This is a genomic window from Pseudomonas sp. LAMO17WK12:I10 (assembly GCF_900215185.1).
GTDB classification, from domain to species: domain Bacteria; phylum Pseudomonadota; class Gammaproteobacteria; order Pseudomonadales; family Pseudomonadaceae; genus Aquipseudomonas; species Aquipseudomonas chlororaphis.
Genome location: NZ_OBDX01000019.1, coordinates 108,101 through 126,526, shown reverse-complemented (window position 1 = coordinate 126,526; position 18,426 = coordinate 108,101). Strand labels below are relative to the sequence as shown.

The 18,426-nt window shown below is 59.6% G+C and carries 16 protein-coding genes; 8 read left to right on the top strand and 8 right to left on the bottom strand.

What is annotated here, in order from left to right:
- Positions 1–329: 329 nt before the first annotated feature.
- The 5 genes from mnmE to rpmH all read right to left on the bottom strand — a co-directional run bounded on the left by mnmE (position 330) and on the right by rpmH (position 4,267).
- Entirely contained in the window at positions 330–1,700 is a 1,371-nt protein-coding gene (mnmE, locus tag CRO75_RS20590; RefSeq protein WP_097137763.1) for a tRNA uridine-5-carboxymethylaminomethyl(34) synthesis GTPase MnmE, read from the bottom strand.
- A 91-nt stretch (positions 1,701–1,791) separates the two neighbouring features.
- Positions 1,792–3,474 (bottom strand): membrane protein insertase YidC, encoded by a 1,683-nt coding sequence (yidC, locus tag CRO75_RS20585; RefSeq protein ID WP_097137761.1) that lies wholly within the window; start codon positions 3,472–3,474, stop codon positions 1,792–1,794.
- 2 nt (positions 3,475–3,476) lie between these two features.
- Positions 3,477–3,722 carry a membrane protein insertion efficiency factor YidD gene (yidD, locus tag CRO75_RS20580; protein ID WP_080921994.1) on the bottom strand — a complete coding sequence of 82 codons (246 nt, stop codon included), beginning with the start codon at positions 3,720–3,722 and terminating at the stop codon, positions 3,477–3,479.
- Entirely contained in the window at positions 3,715–4,116 is a 402-nt protein-coding gene (rnpA, locus tag CRO75_RS20575; protein WP_009041465.1) for a ribonuclease P protein component, read from the bottom strand. The genes yidD and rnpA overlap by 8 nt, the downstream gene beginning before the upstream one ends.
- A 16-nt stretch (positions 4,117–4,132) precedes the next feature.
- On the bottom strand, positions 4,133–4,267 hold the full coding sequence (gene rpmH, locus CRO75_RS20570) for a 50S ribosomal protein L34 (protein ID WP_003213577.1): 135 nt from the start codon (positions 4,265–4,267) through the stop codon (positions 4,133–4,135).
- A 567-nt stretch (positions 4,268–4,834) separates the two neighbouring features.
- Here rpmH and dnaA point away from each other — a divergent pair.
- From dnaA to gyrB, 4 genes are read left to right on the top strand one after another with little or no spacing between them, the layout of a single operon-like run.
- Positions 4,835–6,355 carry a chromosomal replication initiator protein DnaA gene (dnaA, locus tag CRO75_RS20565; RefSeq protein WP_097137759.1) on the top strand — a complete coding sequence of 507 codons (1,521 nt, stop codon included), beginning with the start codon at positions 4,835–4,837 and terminating at the stop codon, positions 6,353–6,355.
- Between the two features lie 38 nt (positions 6,356–6,393).
- On the top strand, positions 6,394–7,497 hold the full coding sequence (gene dnaN, locus CRO75_RS20560; RefSeq protein WP_007924473.1) for a DNA polymerase III subunit beta: 1,104 nt from the start codon (positions 6,394–6,396) through the stop codon (positions 7,495–7,497).
- Between the two features lie 20 nt (positions 7,498–7,517).
- Positions 7,518–8,621, top strand: a complete 1,104-nt coding sequence (gene recF / locus CRO75_RS20555) for a DNA replication/repair protein RecF (RefSeq protein WP_007924472.1) — start codon at positions 7,518–7,520, stop codon at positions 8,619–8,621.
- Between the two features lie 4 nt (positions 8,622–8,625).
- Complete coding sequence (gene gyrB / locus CRO75_RS20550) at positions 8,626–11,043, top strand: DNA topoisomerase (ATP-hydrolyzing) subunit B (protein ID WP_007924471.1); 2,418 nt, start codon at positions 8,626–8,628, stop codon at positions 11,041–11,043.
- 78 nt (positions 11,044–11,121) lie between these two features.
- Here gyrB and CRO75_RS20545 read toward each other — a convergent pair whose 3' ends face one another.
- Positions 11,122–11,838, bottom strand: coding sequence for a response regulator transcription factor (locus CRO75_RS20545; RefSeq protein WP_097137757.1), 717 nt, complete (start codon positions 11,836–11,838; stop codon positions 11,122–11,124).
- Positions 11,839–12,069: 231 nt separating this feature from the next.
- Here CRO75_RS20545 and CRO75_RS20540 point away from each other — a divergent pair, with 231 nt between their 5' ends.
- The 4 genes from CRO75_RS20540 (at position 12,070) to CRO75_RS20525 (ending at position 16,861) form a co-directional block, all read left to right on the top strand.
- On the top strand, positions 12,070–12,354 hold the full coding sequence (locus tag CRO75_RS20540) for a hypothetical protein (protein WP_009041469.1): 285 nt from the start codon (positions 12,070–12,072) through the stop codon (positions 12,352–12,354).
- Positions 12,355–12,658: 304 nt separating this feature from the next.
- Positions 12,659–13,348, top strand: coding sequence for an aquaporin Z (aqpZ, locus tag CRO75_RS20535; RefSeq protein ID WP_007921032.1), 690 nt, complete (start codon positions 12,659–12,661; stop codon positions 13,346–13,348).
- Positions 13,349–13,546: 198 nt separating this feature from the next.
- A complete protein-coding gene (locus tag CRO75_RS20530; RefSeq protein WP_097137755.1) occupies positions 13,547–14,533 on the top strand; it encodes a FecR domain-containing protein in 987 nt (328 codons plus the stop codon).
- 12 nt (positions 14,534–14,545) lie between these two features.
- The gene (locus tag CRO75_RS20525) at positions 14,546–16,861 is read left to right on the top strand and encodes a CHASE2 domain-containing protein (protein WP_097137788.1); all 2,316 of its coding nucleotides are present in this window, start codon (positions 14,546–14,548) and stop codon (positions 16,859–16,861) included.
- Positions 16,862–17,031: 170 nt separating this feature from the next.
- On the opposite strand, the gene CRO75_RS20520 is transcribed toward CRO75_RS20525, so the two are convergent.
- Positions 17,032–17,802: a lysophospholipid acyltransferase family protein gene (locus CRO75_RS20520; protein WP_097137754.1), complete on the bottom strand. Its 771-nt coding sequence runs from the start codon at positions 17,800–17,802 to the stop codon at positions 17,032–17,034.
- A gap of 86 nt (positions 17,803–17,888) precedes the next feature.
- Complete coding sequence (gene gmhB, locus CRO75_RS20515) at positions 17,889–18,422, bottom strand: D-glycero-beta-D-manno-heptose 1,7-bisphosphate 7-phosphatase (RefSeq protein WP_009041473.1); 534 nt, start codon at positions 18,420–18,422, stop codon at positions 17,889–17,891.
- Between the last annotated feature and the right edge of the window lie 4 nt (positions 18,423–18,426).

The following is an 18,426-nucleotide window of genomic DNA, read 5'->3' as shown; positions in this document are numbered from 1 at the left end:
AGCAACGAGGCCCTTGGATAACCGGTGTAAGCCTGTGGATTAAAGTGATGCTTATCCACAGAGCGGGTTTTCCTCAGTTTTGACGCCCTGTTATCAACTGAGCCTAAGGGCAGTTATTCACAGGGCTTAATCCACAGAAAAAGGCTCGTCCGACCAAATGGCGGCCACAAGAAATCCGCCGGAGCGCCCAATTGCACCCGACAAACTTGGAAATGATGGGGAGTACGAGGGATTGCAGGAGCGGGTTTGCCCGTGATGCCGGCGGAACACCGTCATGAGCATCACGAGCAACCAAGCCGTCGAACGGTTGCTCCTATAGGGAGATGGGGTTATTTGCCGATGCAGAAGCTGGAGAAGATCCGGCCCAGCAGGTCGTCCGAGCTGAAAGCGCCGGTAATTTCTCCCAGGGATTGCTGGGCCTGGCGCAGGTCTTCAGCCAGCAGCTCGCCGGCGCCGGCCAGGGTCAATTGCGCACGGCCATGCTCAAGCGCGTCGCTGGCGTGGTGCAGGGCTTCCAGGTGACGCCTGCGTGCACTGAAGCTGCTTTCGGAAGTCTGTTCGTAACCCATGCAGGCCTTGAGGTGCTCACGCAGCAGTTCCAGGCCCTCGCCGCCTGCCTTGGCACTGAGGCTGATAGTCACGTGGCCATCGTCGCTGACCTCCAGGGCGATTGCTTCGCTGGTCAGGTCGGCCTTGTTGCGGATCAGCGTGACTTTCGCCGGATCCGGCCGCTGTTCCAGGAACTCCGGCCACAAGGCAAAGGGGTCCAGCGCTTCCGGGGCCGTGGCGTCGACCACCAGCAGTACACGATCGGCCTCGCCAATGGCCTTGAGGGCACGTTCCACGCCGATCTTTTCCACCTGGTCCTCGGTATCGCGCAACCCTGCGGTATCCACAACGTGCAACGGCATGCCGTCGATGTGGATATGTTCACGCAGCACATCCCGGGTGGTGCCGGCGATCTCGGTGACAATCGCCGCTTCGCGTCCGGCGAGGGCATTGAGCAGGCTGGACTTGCCAGCGTTGGGTCGGCCAGCGATAACCACAGTCATGCCATCACGCAGCAAGGCGCCCTGGCCGGCTTCGCGGACCACGGTGGATAACTCGTCGCGCACCGCGTCGAGCATCTGCAGGACGTGGCCATCGGCCAGGAAGTCGATTTCTTCCTCGGGAAAATCAATGGCCGCCTCGACGTAGATGCGCAGCGCGATCAATTGCTCGGTCAGGTTATGCACACGCTTGGAGAATGCCCCCTGCAAAGAGCGCAAGGCATTGCGCGCGGCCTGTGCGGAACTGGCTTCGATCAGGTCGGCGATGGCTTCGGCCTGGGCCAGGTCGAGCTTGTCGTTGAGGAACGCGCGCTCGCTGAATTCCCCCGGCCGGGCTAGGCGGCATCCCAGCTGCAGGCAACGCTGCAACAACATATCCAGGACGATCGGGCCGCCGTGGCCCTGAAGTTCCAGCACGTCTTCACCGGTAAAGGAGTTCGGCCCCGGGAAATACAGGGCGATCCCCTCATCCAGGACTTCGTCCCGATCGCTGAAAAATGGCCCGTAATGGGCGTAACGCGGTTTCAGCTCACGGCCGCTGATGGCCTTGGCGGCAGCGCAGGCCAGCGGTCCGGAAATACGCACGATGCCCACACCACCACGCCCCTGGGCGGTGGCGACGGCTGCGATGGTTTCACGAGGGACATTCATAACCCGCTCCAGGCATAAAGAGGCAGACAAAAGTGACAGATAGCAAAACGCCCCACTAGGGGGCGTTTTGAGTGGTTATCCACAGAGTAGGTCAGGCAGCTGCTTTCTTGGTAGCCGCTTCGATCTTACGTGTGATGTACCACTGTTGGGCGATCGACAGGCAGTTGTTCACAACCCAGTACAGCACCAGACCCGCCGGGAACCACAGGAAGAAGAAGGTGAAGATGATTGGCATCATTTTCATCACCTTGGCCTGCATCGGATCCGGAGGAGTCGGGTTCAGTTGCTGCTGGATGAACATGGTGGCGCCCATGATGATCGGCAGGATGAAGAACGGATCCTTGATCGACAGGTCGGTAATCCACAGCATGAACGGTGCCTGGCGCATTTCCACGCTTTCCAGGAGTACCCAGTACAAGGACAGGAACACCGGCATCTGCACGAGGATTGGCAAGCAGCCACCCAGCGGATTGATCTTCTCTTTCTTGTACAGCTCCATCATGGCTTGCGACATTTTCTGCCGGTCGTCGCCATGTTGCTCTTTCAGAGCCGCCAGTTTCGGCGCCACTGCACGCATGCGCGCCATGGATTTGTAGCTGGCCGCCGACAGCGGGAAGAAGATCCCCTTGATCAGCATGGTCAGGAAGATGATCGACCAACCCCAGTTACCCACAATGCTGTGGATATGTTGCAGCAGCCAGAAGATCGGCTGGGCAATGAACCACAGAATGCCGTAGTCGACAGTCAGTTCCAGGCCTGGGGACAACTCTTTCAGCACGGCCTGGCTCTTCGGACCGGCGTACAGAGTGGCGGTGGTTTCAGCCTTGGCACCTGGGGCAATGGTCAGCGCCGGGCCGGTGAAACCGATGATGTAATTGCCTTGGTTATCCTTGCGGGTCTGCACCACGTTGCTTTCGTTCTTCGCCGGGATCCAGGCGGTCACGAAGTAGTGTTGCAGCCAGGCAACCCAGCCACCTTGCACGGTTTCTTTCAGCGAGCCCTTGTCGATATCTTTCATCGACACTTTTTTGTACGGCTCGGAACTTGTCCACAGGGCGGCGCCCAGGTAAGTCGCGGTACCGGTGGCGGTGCTGGAAGAAGGATCGGAGCTGGCGTCGCGTTTGAGCTGGGCAAACAGGTTGCCAGTCCAGGCCTTGTCGCTGGTGTTGTCGATCAGATAGGTGACTTTCAGATCGTACAGACCGCGGGTAAAGGTGAAACGCTTGATGTAGTTGACGCCGGCATCGCTGAATTTCAGGTCGACATTCAGCTGATTCTGGCCGTCAGCCAGTTGATAAGTCTTTTTCTCGGCCGAGTAAACCGGGCGTCCAGCAGGACGGGCATCCGGGCCGTTGGTACCGGTCAGGCCGCTTTGCGCCAGATAAGTACGTTCGCCACCGTTATCGAACAGCTGGAACGGAATTTCCGGATGGTCTTGACGACGTGGATACAGCGGCAGCTTCAGCTGGGCGATATCACCACCTTGAGGATCGATAGCCAGATCGAGCACATCCGTTTTTACCTGGATGAGGTCTTTGCTTGCCGCTACCGGAGTTTCGGTAGGGGGGCTGGTATCGGTATTCGCGCTGGGTACATCGGCACTGGCGGAAGCATTGTTACCAACAGGCGTATCCGGTAGAGCCGGGGTGGCGGTGTTGGCAGCAACATTCTGAGTCGGCAGGGCAGCTTGGCCATAATCCTGGTTCCACTTAAGAACCATGACGTAGGACACGATTGCCAGGGCGACGATCAGGATCGTGCGTTTAATATCCATGATTACTCGGCCATCGAAGAAGAACGGGAGGTAGGGATAGGTGGAACCGGGTCATAACCACCGGGATTCCACGGATGACAGCGACCTAAACGACGAAAGGTCAGCCAGCCACCGCGCAGAAGACCATGATTTTCGATGGCTTCATACGCGTAGCAGGAACAGCTGGGGTAGAAACGACAGTGATTGGCCATCAGAGGACTAATGGCATAGCGATAAAACTGGATCGGAACGAGTGCCAGTTTACGCATTCGGGCTGTCTACCCCTACAGTTTCGGGTTTGGCTGCTGGTGCCGGCTTGTTACGGGCCAGACGCTTCCAGAGCTTGTCGAAATGCTGAATCAATTCGGGGTTTTCTACATCGCCCAAACCTTTGCGCGCGACGATAACGATGTCCCAGCCGACCAGAGCATCCTGGTGCAGGCGAAACGATTCGCGCATCAGACGTTTGAGGCGATTGCGCTCAACGGAGAGCTTGACGCTCTTTTTTCCGATAACCAGCCCCAGACGGGGATGATCCAGATCGTTGTTGCGCGCAAGGAGCAGGAGATTTTTCCCCGGAACCTTGCCGGTAGGGGAGTCAAAGACTGCCTTGAAATGCCGGGGGGTAAGCAGACGCTTTTCCCGACTGAAGTCCTGACTCACCTCCAGTGCCGGAGTATCAAACTGCCAGACGCGCACGACCTTTGGCGCGACGACGCGACAGGACGGCACGACCGTTCTTGGTAGCCATGCGAGCACGGAAACCGTGGGTACGAGCGCGTTTGATAGTGCTTGGTTGGAAAGTACGTTTCATTGTCGTGTTACCTGGTTCGTCCACAACGGGCCGGAATGGCCCCCGTTTTAAGAGATCGGCGATTCTAGAGAAAGCAAGCCTCTAGGTCAATTTCCAACCAGCTTTTCCTTTGTCTGGGTATGTCCACATCGAAGACTGAAGAACCCGGTCAACCAGATATAAAAATAAAGAAGGGAATTATTTAAAGCTTTTCTGTAAAGCTTATAAAAGCTAGGGATGCCTCTATCTGTGGATAACTACATTCAGCCCTTGTAGACCGTGGTGTACAGAGAATGACAACACTGTCGAGAAACGGTGCTCTGCCTGTGCTGCGCTATCGGAAAAGCTGTGTGTGGAAAGGTGAGTTATCCACAGGTGGGTTATCCACCGATTTTCGCCCCCAGTTGTGCAATGCCCTCAGGCATGGTTATCCACAGAGCTTATGCACATACCATTGGTCGTGTTTTTTCGGGATAAAGCGTTGATTCATAGTGCCCTGTGATCAACCTACATGTGGATAAGTGTGCGTCTGGTCGCTACAATGGCGGCTTGTTTTTGCCTCACCGGCTTTCAACTTAGGGGATATCCGTGTCAGTGGAACTTTGGCAGCAGTGCGTGGAGCTTCTGCGTGATGAGCTGCCTGCCCAGCAATTCAACACTTGGATCCGTCCGCTACAGGTCGAAGCCGAAGGCGACGAGTTGCGTGTATACGCACCGAATCGTTTTGTTCTCGATTGGGTTAACGAAAAGTACCTGGGCCGCGTGCTCGAGCTGCTGGATGAGCATGGCAATGGCATGGCGCCGGCGCTTTCCTTATTAATAGGCAGCAAACGCAGTTCCGCTCCTCGTGCGGCACCCAATGCTCCGCTGGCCGCCGCGGTTGCCTCTCAGGTTCAGCAGGCTTCCGCTGCCGCCCCAGTCGCAGCACCTGCTCCGGCCGCACCGACCAAACCGGCAACCCGGAAAGCTGCCGAAGTCAGCGAAGAACCCTCTCGTGACAGCTTCGACCCGATGGCGGGGGCCAGCTCGCAGCAGGCTCCAGTACGCGCCGAACAGCGCACCGTTCAGGTGGAAGGTGCGCTCAAGCACACCAGTTACCTGAACCGCACCTTTACCTTCGAAAACTTTGTGGAAGGCAAGTCCAACCAGCTGGCCCGCGCCGCGGCCTGGCAGGTAGCCGACAACCCCAAGCATGGTTACAACCCGCTCTTCCTTTATGGGGGCGTAGGTTTGGGTAAGACCCACTTGATGCACGCTGTGGGTAACCACCTATTAAAGAAGAACCCGAATGCCAAGGTCGTGTACCTGCATTCCGAGCGCTTCGTGGCGGACATGGTCAAGGCGTTGCAACTCAACGCGATCAACGAATTCAAGCGTTTCTACCGTTCGGTGGATGCGTTGCTGATCGACGATATCCAGTTCTTCGCCCGCAAGGAGCGTTCCCAGGAAGAGTTTTTCCACACCTTCAACGCCCTGCTCGAAGGCGGCCAACAGGTGATTCTCACCAGTGACCGCTATCCGAAGGAAATCGAAGGCCTGGAAGAACGCCTGAAATCGCGCTTCGGCTGGGGCCTGACGGTGGCGGTAGAGCCACCGGAACTGGAAACCCGCGTCGCGATCCTGATGAAGAAAGCCGACCAGGCCAAAGTCGAACTGCCTCACGATGCGGCGTTCTTCATTGCCCAGCGGATTCGCTCCAACGTGCGTGAGCTGGAGGGTGCGCTCAAGCGTGTCATCGCCCACTCGCACTTCATGGGGCGCGATATCACCATCGAGCTGATTCGCGAATCGCTGAAAGACTTGCTGGCCCTGCAGGACAAGCTGGTCTCTGTGGATAACATTCAGCGCACTGTCGCCGAGTACTACAAGATCAAGATCTCCGATCTGCTGTCCAAGCGTCGCTCGCGTTCTGTCGCGCGCCCGCGCCAGGTAGCCATGGCCTTGTCCAAGGAACTGACCAACCACAGCCTGCCGGAAATCGGCGATGTGTTCGGCGGCCGCGATCACACCACGGTCTTGCACGCATGCCGCAAGATCAATGAACTTAAGGAATCCGACGCGGACATCCGCGAGGACTACAAGAACCTGCTGCGTACTCTGACCACTTGATGACTCCAGCGCAGCTTATTAAGGCAAGGGACTAGACCATGCATTTCACCATTCAACGCGAAGCCCTGTTGAAACCCCTGCAACTGGTCGCCGGCGTCGTCGAACGTCGTCAGACCTTGCCGGTACTTTCCAACGTGCTGTTGGTTGTCGAAGGCCAGCAACTGTCGCTGACCGGTACCGACCTGGAAGTCGAGCTGGTCGGTCGCGTGCAGTTGGAAGAGCCGGCGGAGCCAGGCGAAATCACTGTCCCGGCGCGTAAGCTGATGGACATCTGCAAGAGCCTGCCGAACGATGCGCTGATCGACATCAAGGTCGACGAGCAGAAGCTGGTGGTCAAGGCTGGCCGTAGCCGTTTTACCCTGTCCACCTTGCCGGCCAACGACTTCCCGACCGTGGAAGAAGGCCCGGGTTCGCTGACCTGCCAGCTGGAGCAGAGCAAGCTGCGTCGCCTGATCGAGCGCACTAGCTTCGCCATGGCCCAGCAGGACGTGCGTTATTACCTCAACGGCATGCTGCTGGAGGTCTCCGCCGGCATCATCCGCGCCGTGGCCACCGACGGTCACCGCCTGGCCATGTGCTCGATGCAGGCCGATATCGGTCAGCCGGATCGCCACCAGGTGATCGTGCCGCGCAAAGGTATCCTGGAACTGGCCCGCCTGCTCACCGAGCCGGATGGCATCGTCAGCATCGTGCTGGGTCAGCACCATATCCGCGCTACCACCGGCGAGTTCACCTTCACCTCCAAGCTGGTCGACGGCAAGTTCCCGGACTACGAGCGTGTGCTGCCGAAGGGCGGTGACAAGCTGGTACTGGGCGACCGTCAGGCGCTGCGTGAGGCCTTCAGCCGTACCGCGATTCTGTCCAACGAGAAGTACCGCGGTATCCGTCTGCAACTGGCCAACGGTCAGCTGAAAATCCAGGCGAACAACCCGGAGCAGGAAGAGGCGGAAGAAGAAGTCGGCGTGGAATACAACGGCGGTTCGCTGGAGATCGGCTTCAACGTGAGCTATCTGCTCGACGTCTTGGGCGTAATGACCACCGAACAGGTACGCCTGATCCTGTCCGATTCCAACAGCAGTGCGCTGGTGCAGGAATCCGACAACGACGACTCGGCCTACGTTGTCATGCCGATGCGCCTGTAATCATGCTCAGCAGAAGCTAGATGTCCCTCAGTCGCGTCTCGGTCACCGCGGTGCGCAATCTGCACCCGGTGACCTTCTCCCCCTCTCCCCGCATCAATCTCCTCTACGGCGCCAACGGCAGTGGCAAAACCAGCGTGCTGGAAGCCATCCACTTGCTGGGGCTTGCTCGCTCGTTTCGCAGTGCCCGTTTATTGCCGGTGATCCAGTACGAGCAACTCGCCTGTACGGTGTTCGGTCAGGTCGAGCTGGCAGAAGGCGGACATAGCAGCCTGGGGATATCTCGCGACCGGCAGGGCGAATTCCAGATCCGTATCGACGGGCAGAACGCCCGCAGCGCGGCGCAGCTGGCGGAGATCCTGCCCCTGCAGTTGATCAACCCGGACAGTTTCCGACTGCTGGAAGGTGCTCCGAAAATCAGGCGCCAGTTCCTTGATTGGGGCGTGTTCCACGTGGAACCCCGCTTCATGTCAACCTGGCAGCGCTTGCAGAAGGCCCTGCGGCAGCGGAACTCATGGCTGCGGCATGGTACACTTGACGCCGCTTCGCAAGCAGCCTGGGACAGGGAACTGTGTCAGGCCAGCGCTGAAATTGATGAATACCGCCGCGCTTATATCAAAGCCTTGAAACCAGTCTTTGAGCGGACCTTGAGCGAGCTGGTAGAGCTCGAGGGCTTAACGCTTAGCTATTACCGTGGTTGGGATAAAGAGCGAGAGCTCAGTGCAGTGCTCGCGACATCCCTCCATCGTGATCAGCAAATGGGTCATACCCAGGCCGGCCCCCAACGTGCTGATTTGCGTCTCAGATTGGGCGCACACAACGCTGCGGACATCTTGTCCCGCGGTCAGCAGAAGTTGGTGGTCTGTGCCTTGCGGATCGCCCAGGGGCATCTGGTCAGCCAGGCCCGGCGCGGTCAGTGTATTTATCTGGTGGATGACTTGCCGTCCGAACTGGACGAGCAGCATCGCCGCGCACTTTGTCGCTTGTTGGAAGACTTACGCTGCCAGGTGTTCATCACCTGTGTAGACCACGAATTATTGAGGGAAGGCTGGCAGACGGAAACGCCAGTTGCCCTGTTCCACGTGGAACAGGGCCGTATCACCCAGACCCACGACCATCGGGAGTGAAGGCATGAGCGAAGAAAACACGTACGACTCGAGCAGCATTAAAGTGCTGAAAGGTTTGGATGCCGTACGCAAACGTCCCGGTATGTACATTGGTGACACCGACGATGGCAGCGGTCTGCACCATATGGTGTTCGAGGTGGTCGATAACTCGATCGACGAAGCTCTGGCCGGCCATTGCGACGACATCAGCATCATCATCCACCCGGACGAATCCATTACCGTGCGTGACAACGGTCGCGGCATCCCGGTAGACGTGCATAAAGAAGAAGGCGTTTCCGCAGCCGAGGTCATCATGACCGTACTGCACGCCGGCGGTAAGTTCGACGATAACTCCTACAAAGTATCCGGCGGTCTGCACGGTGTGGGTGTGTCGGTAGTGAACGCCCTGTCCGAAGAACTGGTCCTGACCGTTCGCCGCAGTGGCAAGATCTGGGAACAGACCTACGTTCACGGTGTGCCTCAGGCGCCTATGGCTATCGTCGGTGACAGCGAAACCACCGGTACCCAGATTCACTTCAAGGCTTCCAGCGAGACCTTCAAGAACATCCACTTCAGCTGGGACATCCTGGCCAAGCGGATTCGTGAACTGTCCTTCCTCAACTCCGGTGTCGGTATCGTTCTGAAGGACGAGCGCAGCGGCAAGGAAGAGCTGTTCAAGTACGAAGGCGGCTTGCGTGCGTTCGTTGAATACCTGAACACCAACAAGACTGCGGTCAACCAGGTGTTTCACTTCAATGTGCAGCGTGAAGACGGCATTGGCGTGGAAATCGCCCTGCAGTGGAACGACAGCTTCAACGAAAACCTGCAGTGCTTCACCAACAACATTCCGCAGCGCGACGGCGGTACCCACCTGGTGGGCTTCCGTTCAGCGCTTACGCGTAACCTGAACAACTACATCGAGCAGGAAGGTCTGGCGAAGAAGCACAAGGTCGCCACCACCGGTGACGATGCCCGCGAAGGCCTGACCGCGATCATTTCGGTCAAGGTGCCGGATCCGAAGTTCAGCTCCCAGACCAAAGACAAGCTGGTGTCTTCCGAAGTGAAGACCGCGGTCGAACAGGAAATGGGCAAGTACTTCTCCGACTTCCTGCTGGAAAACCCGAACGAAGCCAAGCTGGTGGTCGGCAAGATGCTCGACGCCGCCCGTGCCCGTGAAGCGGCGCGTAAAGCCCGTGAGATGACCCGTCGTAAAGGCGCGCTGGATATCGCCGGCCTGCCGGGCAAACTGGCGGACTGTCAGGAAAAAGACCCTGCTCTTTCCGAACTCTACCTGGTGGAAGGTGACTCTGCTGGCGGCTCCGCCAAGCAGGGACGCAACCGTAAGACCCAGGCGATCCTGCCGCTCAAGGGCAAGATCCTCAACGTCGAGAAAGCGCGCTTCGACAAGATGATTTCCTCGCAAGAGGTCGGCACCTTGATCACTGCACTCGGTTGCGGCATCGGCCGCGAAGAGTACAACATCGACAAGCTGCGTTATCACAACATCATCATCATGACCGACGCCGACGTCGACGGTTCGCACATCCGTACCCTGCTGCTGACCTTCTTCTTCCGTCAGTTGCCGGAACTGATCGAGCGTGGCTACATCTACATCGCTCAACCGCCGCTGTACAAGGTCAAGAAAGGCAAGCAAGAGCAATACATCAAAGACGACGACGCCATGGAAGAGTACATGACGCAGTCGGCCCTGGAAGATGCGAGCCTGCACCTGAACGAAGAAGCACCGGGTATTTCCGGCGAGGCGCTGGAGCGCCTGGTGAATGACTTCCGCATGGTCATGAAGACCCTCAAGCGTCTGTCGCGCCTGTACCCTCAAGAGCTGACCGAGCACTTCATCTACCTGCCGGCCGTGAGCCTGGAGCAACTCTCCGATCACGCGGCGATGCAGGATTGGCTGGCCCAGTATGAAGTCCGCCTGCGCACCGTCGAGAAGTCCGGCCTGGTCTACAAGGCCAGCCTGCGTGAAGACCGTGAACGTAATGTGTGGCTGCCAGAGGTCGAACTGATCTCCCACGGCCTGTCGAACTACGTCACCTTCAACCGCGACTTCTTCGGCAGCAATGACTACAAGACCGTCGTCACCCTCGGCGCTCAACTGAGCTCCCTGCTGGACGAAGGCGCTTATATTCAGCGCGGCGAGCGCAAGAAGGCGGTGACCGAGTTCAAGGAAGCCCTGGACTGGCTGATGACCGAAAGCACCAAGCGCCACACCATCCAGCGATACAAAGGTCTGGGTGAGATGAACCCGGATCAGCTGTGGGAAACCACCATGGACCCAAGCGTGCGCCGCATGCTCAAGGTCACCATCGAAGACGCCATCGGCGCCGACCAGATCTTCAACACCCTGATGGGTGATGCGGTCGAGCCTCGTCGTGACTTCATCGAAAGCAACGCCCTGGCGGTATCCAACCTGGACTTCTGATCCGGGTTGCATCGCCGAAATGAAAAAGGCCAACGCTCAGCGTTGGCCTTTTTTATTGCCTGGTTAAAAGGGCCGCCCCTACTCGGCCGCTGAAACACTTTCCAGGCGATAGCCATAACCATAGATGGTCAGCAACTGCCAGCCACGATCCGCGGTCAACCCCAGCTTGTTGCGCAAGCGGTAGATGTGAGTGTCCAGGGGACGGGAGGAGACGATTTCCTCGTGGGTCCAGAAACGTTCGTAGAGGTATTCCCGGGATAACGGCCGACCCAGGTTGGCGAACAGGCAATGGGCCAGGCGGTACTCGCGTTCGGTGAGGCTGATCGGGTTGCCGGCTCGGGTCACGGTCAGCTCGGCGTCATCGAAGGCCAGGTCGTTGAAGGTTTGCACCTCGACGGCTGCCGATCGCTGCAAGCCGTGACGCCGCAGGACGGCGGTTACCCGTGCCTTGAGTTCGTTGGGGCGGAAAGGTTTGCTCACATAGTCGTCGGCACCGGTGTTCAGGGCCTGGACAATATCGCTCTCGGCATCGCGGCTGGTGAGCATGATGGCCGCCGGTGGCGCCTCCATGTGTTCACGGGTCCAGCGCAGCAACGACAGCCCGCTGAGGTCCGGCAGTTGCCAGTCGAGAATCAGCAGGTCGAAGGTTTCGCGCCGCAGCTGCCGCAGCAGGTCCTCGCCACGCTCGAAGCTGTGCAGCGTCCATGGCTGTTCCCCGGGGCCGGGGATCTGTCGCAGTGTCTGTTCCACCCGCGCCAGTTCGGCGGGCTCGTCATCCAGTATTGCGACACGCATGCGGGGCAGTTCCTTTTATCGCGAGAGAATGCTGATGGCTTTATTTGAGGCCTTACCTGGCGCTGAGTTTAGGCTGATCAGACGAATCTGAACAATTGTGGCGAATTGCTCTGGTTCATACCTTTGCTCGATACGCTGATGTCATATAGCCGGTAGCCGACAGGAGTACTGTCCATCCGGCCTGCATTCATTGCAGAACGATACCGGCTCGAATGTGCGAGGAAAAGGACTATGGGGAACATCCTGGGGAAGGGGCGGTTGCTCTACGCAGGCATTGCGCGGGCAGCGGGCCTGGCTCGATTTACCACACTGATGCTCGCGGCTTGCCTGGGCCTGGGTTCAACCGCGGAGCAGCCTGCGCTGCCGTCTTCGGACTACGCCTTGCCGGTGCAGCGCTATTTCAGCCCATCCGTAACCACTATCGGGTTCAGCGATTCCCAGGGATTCGCCCCGATCAGCGCGCCACAGATGACCCAGCCTATGGTCTATCAGGAGCAGCAGCGTTGGGTGTTCTAGATCAGACAATTCTGAACAAATATTGCAAACCGGCCCGGCCTCCACACCATGCCGGTAAATTCGTAGTCGCTGAGTGGCACACAGGGGCATTCGGAAGTGCTCCGACACAGGGAGTGTCAACCGCCGGATTGGCGGGCGTCAGACCGAGGCTTGGCCTCGATTTGCAGTACAGGGGAATACAGGGAGTGCCTCCTCAGGACGTAATGCTTCGACACAGGGATGTGTCATCCCTCCTCTCCCGCGCGGCCCCACGGCGCCGCCAGCCAACAAACAACTCCTCATTTTTTATCTGTGAAGGCCTCTGATGAAGACATTCGGCGCTGAGTTTTTCGGTACGTTCTGGTTGGTCCTGGGCGGGTGCGGGAGCGCCGTACTGGCGGCCGGCGTTCCGCAGTTCGGGATCGGTTATCTGGGGGTAGCCCTGGCCTTTGGCCTGAGCGTCCTGACTATGGCTTACGCATTGGGTCCGATTTCCGGGGCTCACCTCAACCCCGCAGTCTCGGTTGGCCTGTGGTTGAGTGGGCGTTTCCCGGGTAGCCGGCTGCTGCCATATATCGTCGCCCAGGTTCTCGGTGGACTCGCCGCGGGTGGCGTGCTGTTCCTGATCGCTTCCGGCAAGGTCGGTTTCGACGCGTCGGCGGGCTTCGCGGCCAATGGCTATGGTGAGCACTCGCCTGGTGGCTACTCGATGTTTGCTGCGTTGTTGACCGAAGTTGTGCTCACGGCGATGTTCCTCCTGATCATCCTGGGTGCCACCGCCAAGCGTGCTCCAGCTGGTTTTGCTCCGATTGCCATTGGCCTGACGCTGACCCTGATCCACCTGATCAGCATTCCGGTCACCAATACCTCGGTCAACCCGGCCCGCAGCACCGCGGTAGCTTTCTTCGCCGGTGAGTGGGCAGTGTCCCAGCTGTGGCTGTTCTGGGTAGCCCCTCTGTTGGGCGCAGGGCTGGGAGCCCTGGCCTATCGGTTGATCTCCATCGAGCGGGACTGACCTGTGCGGCCGGATGCGTCGATTCGCATCCGGCCGGCATGGAGCCAAGCAGCGCAGCCGCTCTCCAGCGGTTGTGCTGTTTGTCCCGTAAGGGAATGACCCTGGCCGGCCTTGGTTCGAGAGGTATGGTCAGAACGCTAACAATGCAGTTCTAATGGCACGGACTTCAGAAGAGCGCGACTACGGACCTATGAACCCATGACCTCCTTGCAAATCCGCCACCGGGCCATGCTCGTGTCGTTTCTTCTCGGTAGCGCACTGGCCTTTTCCACGGTGCAGGCTGCCGTTGCAGCATCCAAGCGCCCTCCCTATATCGATGAAAACCAGCAATGCCGTGGCCAGCCGTTGCCGGCGACGGTCGAGCACCTCACGGGCGAAGCCTGGAAGCTGGATGCCAAGGGCAACCAGGTGCCCCTGGAAGAAGGCATGAGCGTCGATGAACTCGAAGGGGTGAAGACCTCGCCTTCGGCATTCGTCAGCCTGTCCCTGGGCGATGGCTCGCTGGTGGTACTGCCCTCCAGTTCCCAGATCACCCTGCACCTGAACGAAGAACATGCGATCCCCCAGGTCGCGCTCGAGCAGGGGCAGATCGAATCCTATGTCATCAAGCGCCCGAGCGATTACGACCGTTTCCAGATCGTCACGCCGATCGGCGTGCTAGGCGTACGCGGCACGCACTTCCGGGTGCGTAACGACGATCAGCAGTCGCTGGTGGAAGTGCTCAACGGCCAGGTAGCGGTCAACCGCGAAGACGACGAAGCGCCGAAAAAGACCCAGGGCAAGAAACGCCCTGTGGATAAACCGGTTGGGCCGGTTCCCGGTGAAGTCCAGGTCATGGCTCGCCAGGGTTTGCGCATCCAGAAAGAAGGCCCGCTGAAGCCAGTCGATCTGTTACCCGCGCCGCAACTGATGGGCCAGGCGGGCCAGACGGGCGATCTGCCGGTCTGGCAACTGATCATGAAGCCCTTGCCGGGCGCCAAGCGTTACCGGGCCCAGGTGGCGACTGACAAAAGCTTCCTCAATATCAAGCAGGAACAGTTCTCCAGCACGCCGGAAGTCAACTTCAGCGGCCTGGAAGCGTTTTTTTATCATGTCCGCCTTTCTGCTTTCGATGAGCACGGACTCGAAGGAGAGACGGGCGTCTATGACATCTTCTATTACCCCAGGACCACGCGTGTTCAGTAAGTGCGCGGCGGTTTGTCGGTGAGGCGCTGGCGCCGACCCGAGGGCCGGGAGCCGACGCAAGCCCAGCGACTGTTTGGCGGTCTGGTGCGGGAATGGGCATGGGTCAGCCTGATCCTGCTGCCCTTGACCGCCCTGCTGTCGTTGAGCCACGGGCTGGCGCTGAATAACCTGCTGTATGACAACCTGCGGCGGCTCAGCCCGCTGCCGGTCGATTCGCGGCTGCTGATGATCACCATCGACGACTACAGCCTGCAGCAGCTGGGCCAGTGGCCCTGGCCGCGTACCCTGCACGCCGACCTGCTGGATCGGCTGACGGCGGTCAAGGTCCAGGGTGTGTTGTTCGACGTGATCTTCAGCGAACCCGACAGCATTCCCGAAAACGATCAACGACTGGCCCAGGCGGTCTGCCGCGAGGGCAAGGTATTCCTGCCCCTGCTGCGCGAGAGCGTGGCCCGCTACGGCCAGCCGCTGGGCGAGATCGAACCGGTGCCGGCGTTGAGTCAGTGCGCCAAGGCGGTCGGCCATATCAATGCCGAGGCCGACGCCGACGGCACGGTTCGCAGCGTCTATCTGCGCGAAGGCCCACCGCAGGCACCGAAGGCGCAACTGACCTGGCTGCTTTATCAACAGGCATACCCGGGCACGGCCCTGTCGATGCCCGGCTCGGACACCGCGCAGATCGCCCAGGGCTGGCTGCGCAGCAACCCAGTACGCATCCCCTTCATCAGTCCCCATGGCGGTTTCCCCAGTGTCCCTTATGTCAGCGTATTGCGCGGCGAAGTCCCGCCGGAGCTGTTGCGCGACAAGCTGATCCTGATCGGCACTACCGCGCCCGGCCTGGGTGACCGCTATGTCACCCCGCAGTCGGCCAGTGTCGGCACCACCCCAGGTATCGAGATCCAGGCCAACCTGCTCAATGGCTTGTTGCAGCAGCGCACCATCGTCGCCCTCGGGCAATGGCCGGTCGCGGCGCTGTCGGTGCTGCTGGTGGCGGCCTTGCTGGGATTGCTGCTGGTGCGGCCGCGACATGCGTTGTGGCTGACCCTGGCCTGCATGGCAGCAGCCCTGCTCGGTTCGGCCGGGCTGCTGCGCCTGGGGCTGTGGTGGCCACCGGTGGCCAGCCTGTTGGGGATGTTGCTGGCGTACCTGATCTGGAACTGGCGCCGTCTGAGCGTGATCCTGGCCTACTTCGGCTGGGAGCTGGCACGCCTGGACAGCGAGCCTAAGGTACTGCCCGAGCGCCGACGCACCCAGGCTCCCGCAGGGGATGTACTGCAGGGGCAGATCGTGGCCCTGGAGCAGGCATTGAGCCGCACCCGCGACACCCGCCGGTTCATTGCCGACGGCCTGGAATACCTGCCGGTGGCCACCCTGATCAGCGATCCGGACGGCCGCGTGTTGCTGGCCAATCGCAACGCCCGCGAAGTGTTTGGCAACGCGCTGATCGGCGAGGACTTGGTCCACCAGTTGTCCGGCCTGGGTTATCCCGGTTTGCAGGATGGGCAACGCCCTGCCCTGTCGCAGCTGCAGCCTTTGGAGTTTCGCGATATTGAGCAGCGCAGCCTGCGCGTGGACCTGGCGCCCTTGCTGCCGATCGACAGCGATACGCCGATCGGCTGGCTGCTGAGCCTCACTGACCTGAGCCTGGAACGGGACGCCGAACAGCAGCGGGCCACCCTGTTGCGCTTCCTGTCCCATGACCTGCGCGCGCCTCATTCGGCGATCCTGGCCTTGCTCGATGTACAGCGGCACCAGGGCTCGGGCGACACGCGGATCTACAGCCAGATCGAACTCCAGGTGCGTCGCGCCCTGGGGCTCACCGAAGCCTTTGTGCAACTGGCGAAGGCCGAGTCCGAGGCCTATCAGTTCCAGCCGAGCATGTTCGCCATGCTGGTGCTGGATGCGTTCGACCAGGCCATGACCATCGCCCAGCTGAAAAACATCCAGCTGGTGCATGACCTCGACGACGATGCCGAAGGCATGGTGCTGGCCGATCAGTCCCTGCTGACCCGGGCCTTGTTCAACCTGCTGGAAAACGCCATCAAGTACAGCCCGTCGGGCTCGACTGTCCGGGTGCAAGTCGCGTGTACGGAGGGCTGGCTGACCTGCGATATCACCGACCAGGGCAAAGGCATTGCGGCCGATGAACTGCCGCAGCTGTTCGTGCAGTACCAGCGCTTCGCCTCGGCCCAGGGCAGCGAAGGCCTGGGGCTGGGGTTGTCGATGGTCAAGGCGGTGGTCGACCGGCATAAAGGGCGGATTGTCTGCCGTAGCGTGGTCGGCGAGGGGACGACCTTCAGCCTGCAATTACCTCTGCTCACGGACTGAATATCGATAGGCGAAAAAAAACCGGCTCCAGGCCGGTTTTTTCGTATCCAGAAAACTTATGCACGTTTTCCGGTATTTTATGGGTTTAGGAAATATGTATATAAATCATCTATTTACGGATTTTATATAGCGATTTCCAATAAAACGGTACACAGGTTATCCACAGAAACTCAGATGGCCATTTTGTCCGGCGCCGCGGCTACCGGAGGCAGCGAACCCATGTCCCGCTGCGCCTGCTCATTCCAGGCCGCGACCCGGTCGTTGAGCTCGGCGATGGCCCGTGGTCCGGAGCCTTCGGCGTGCATCGGCGCACCGATCACCACGGTGATGGTACCGGGGTGCCTGACCCAGCCGGTCTTCGGCCAGTATTTGCCGGCGTTGTGCGCTACCGGCAGCACCGGCAAGTCGGCATTGACCGCCAGGGCGCTGCCGCTACGGGAGAACTTGCCCATCTGGCCGTAAGGCACCCGGGTGCCTTCCGGGAAGATCAGCACCCAGACACTGTCCTTGAGCAGCTCGTCGCCCTTACTGGCGACCTGCTTGAGCGCGGCCTTGGGATTGTCGCGATCGATGGCGATCGGGCGCAGCATGGCCATGGCCCAGCCGAAGAACGGCACATACAGCAGCTCCCGCTTGAGCACCTGGCTCAGCGGTTCGAAATAGGCCGAGAGAAAGAACGTCTCCCAGGTGCTCTGGTGGTTCGAGACAATCACGCAAGGACGCTCGGGGACGTTTTCCGCGCCCTTCACTTCCACATTGATCTTGAGAAACACCTTGGCCAGCCACAACGCGCAGCGGCACCAATAGACGTTGATAAAGCGATAGCGCGCCTTGAACGGCAGGAAGGGCGCGATAAAAAAGCTCAGGGAGCACCACAGCAACGAACTGGTGCCCAGCAGCAGGTAAAAGAAGAAGGTTCTGATTGCCTGCAGGATCGACATAGCGGCGTTTACCGTTGCGGGCATTGCCCGCCTCTAAAAAAAGCGCACTCCCGAACAATCCTTGGCCAGGATGTCAGAAGAGCTCTCTAATTGTGGATAAGTTCAGCGGCAACTGCCGCCAGGTCGTCAAAAATCAAGGTGCCTACCGGTAGGGTTTTCCCCAGGGTCTTTTCGCCTTTCCCGGTCTTTACCAAAACTGGCTGAGAGTCGACGGCTTTTGCGGCCTCCAGGTCACCGAGACTGTCGCCCACAAACCATAGACCAGCCAGATCCACTGCGTAATGCCGGGCAATGGTCTGCAACATGCCGGGCTTGGGTTTGCGGCAGGCGCAACCTTCGTCCGGGCCATGGGGGCAGTACACGATGAGGCCGAGTTCGCCGCCCTGCTCGGCCACCAGAGCGCGCAGGCGCTCGTGCATGGCGTCGAGGGTGGCGACATCGTAGTAACCGCGAGCGATGCCCGACTGGTTGGTAGCGACCGCTACCGTCCAGCCGGCCTTGCTCAACTGCGCGATGGCTTCGACCGAGCCGGGGAGCGGAATCCACTCCTCCACCGATTTGATGTAAGCGTCGGAGTCGTAATTGATCACTCCGTCCCGATCGAGAATCAGCAGTTTCACGTAC

Bases quoted from the DNA above. Each gene is read 5' to 3' on its own strand.
- aqpZ (WP_007921032.1), top strand. From the start codon at position 12,659: ATGAAGACATTCGGCGCTGAGTTTTTCGGTACGTTCTGGTTGGTCCTG.
- dnaN (WP_007924473.1), top strand. From the start codon at position 6,394: ATGCATTTCACCATTCAACGCGAAGCCCTGTTGAAACCCCTGCAACTG.
- yidD (WP_080921994.1), bottom strand. From the start codon at position 3,722: ATGCGTAAACTGGCACTCGTTCCGATCCAGTTTTATCGCTATGCCATT.
- yidC (WP_097137761.1), bottom strand. From the start codon at position 3,474: ATGGATATTAAACGCACGATCCTGATCGTCGCCCTGGCAATCGTGTCC.
- gyrB (WP_007924471.1), top strand. From the start codon at position 8,626: ATGAGCGAAGAAAACACGTACGACTCGAGCAGCATTAAAGTGCTGAAA.
- mnmE (WP_097137763.1), bottom strand. From the start codon at position 1,700: ATGAATGTCCCTCGTGAAACCATCGCAGCCGTCGCCACCGCCCAGGGG.
- CRO75_RS20545 (WP_097137757.1), bottom strand. From the start codon at position 11,838: ATGCGTGTCGCAATACTGGATGACGAGCCCGCCGAACTGGCGCGGGTG.
- CRO75_RS20530 (WP_097137755.1), top strand. From the start codon at position 13,547: ATGACCTCCTTGCAAATCCGCCACCGGGCCATGCTCGTGTCGTTTCTT.
- CRO75_RS20540 (WP_009041469.1), top strand. From the start codon at position 12,070: ATGGGGAACATCCTGGGGAAGGGGCGGTTGCTCTACGCAGGCATTGCG.
- CRO75_RS20520 (WP_097137754.1), bottom strand. From the start codon at position 17,802: ATGTCGATCCTGCAGGCAATCAGAACCTTCTTCTTTTACCTGCTGCTG.
- rpmH (WP_003213577.1), bottom strand. From the start codon at position 4,267: ATGAAACGTACTTTCCAACCAAGCACTATCAAACGCGCTCGTACCCAC.
- recF (WP_007924472.1), top strand. From the start codon at position 7,518: ATGTCCCTCAGTCGCGTCTCGGTCACCGCGGTGCGCAATCTGCACCCG.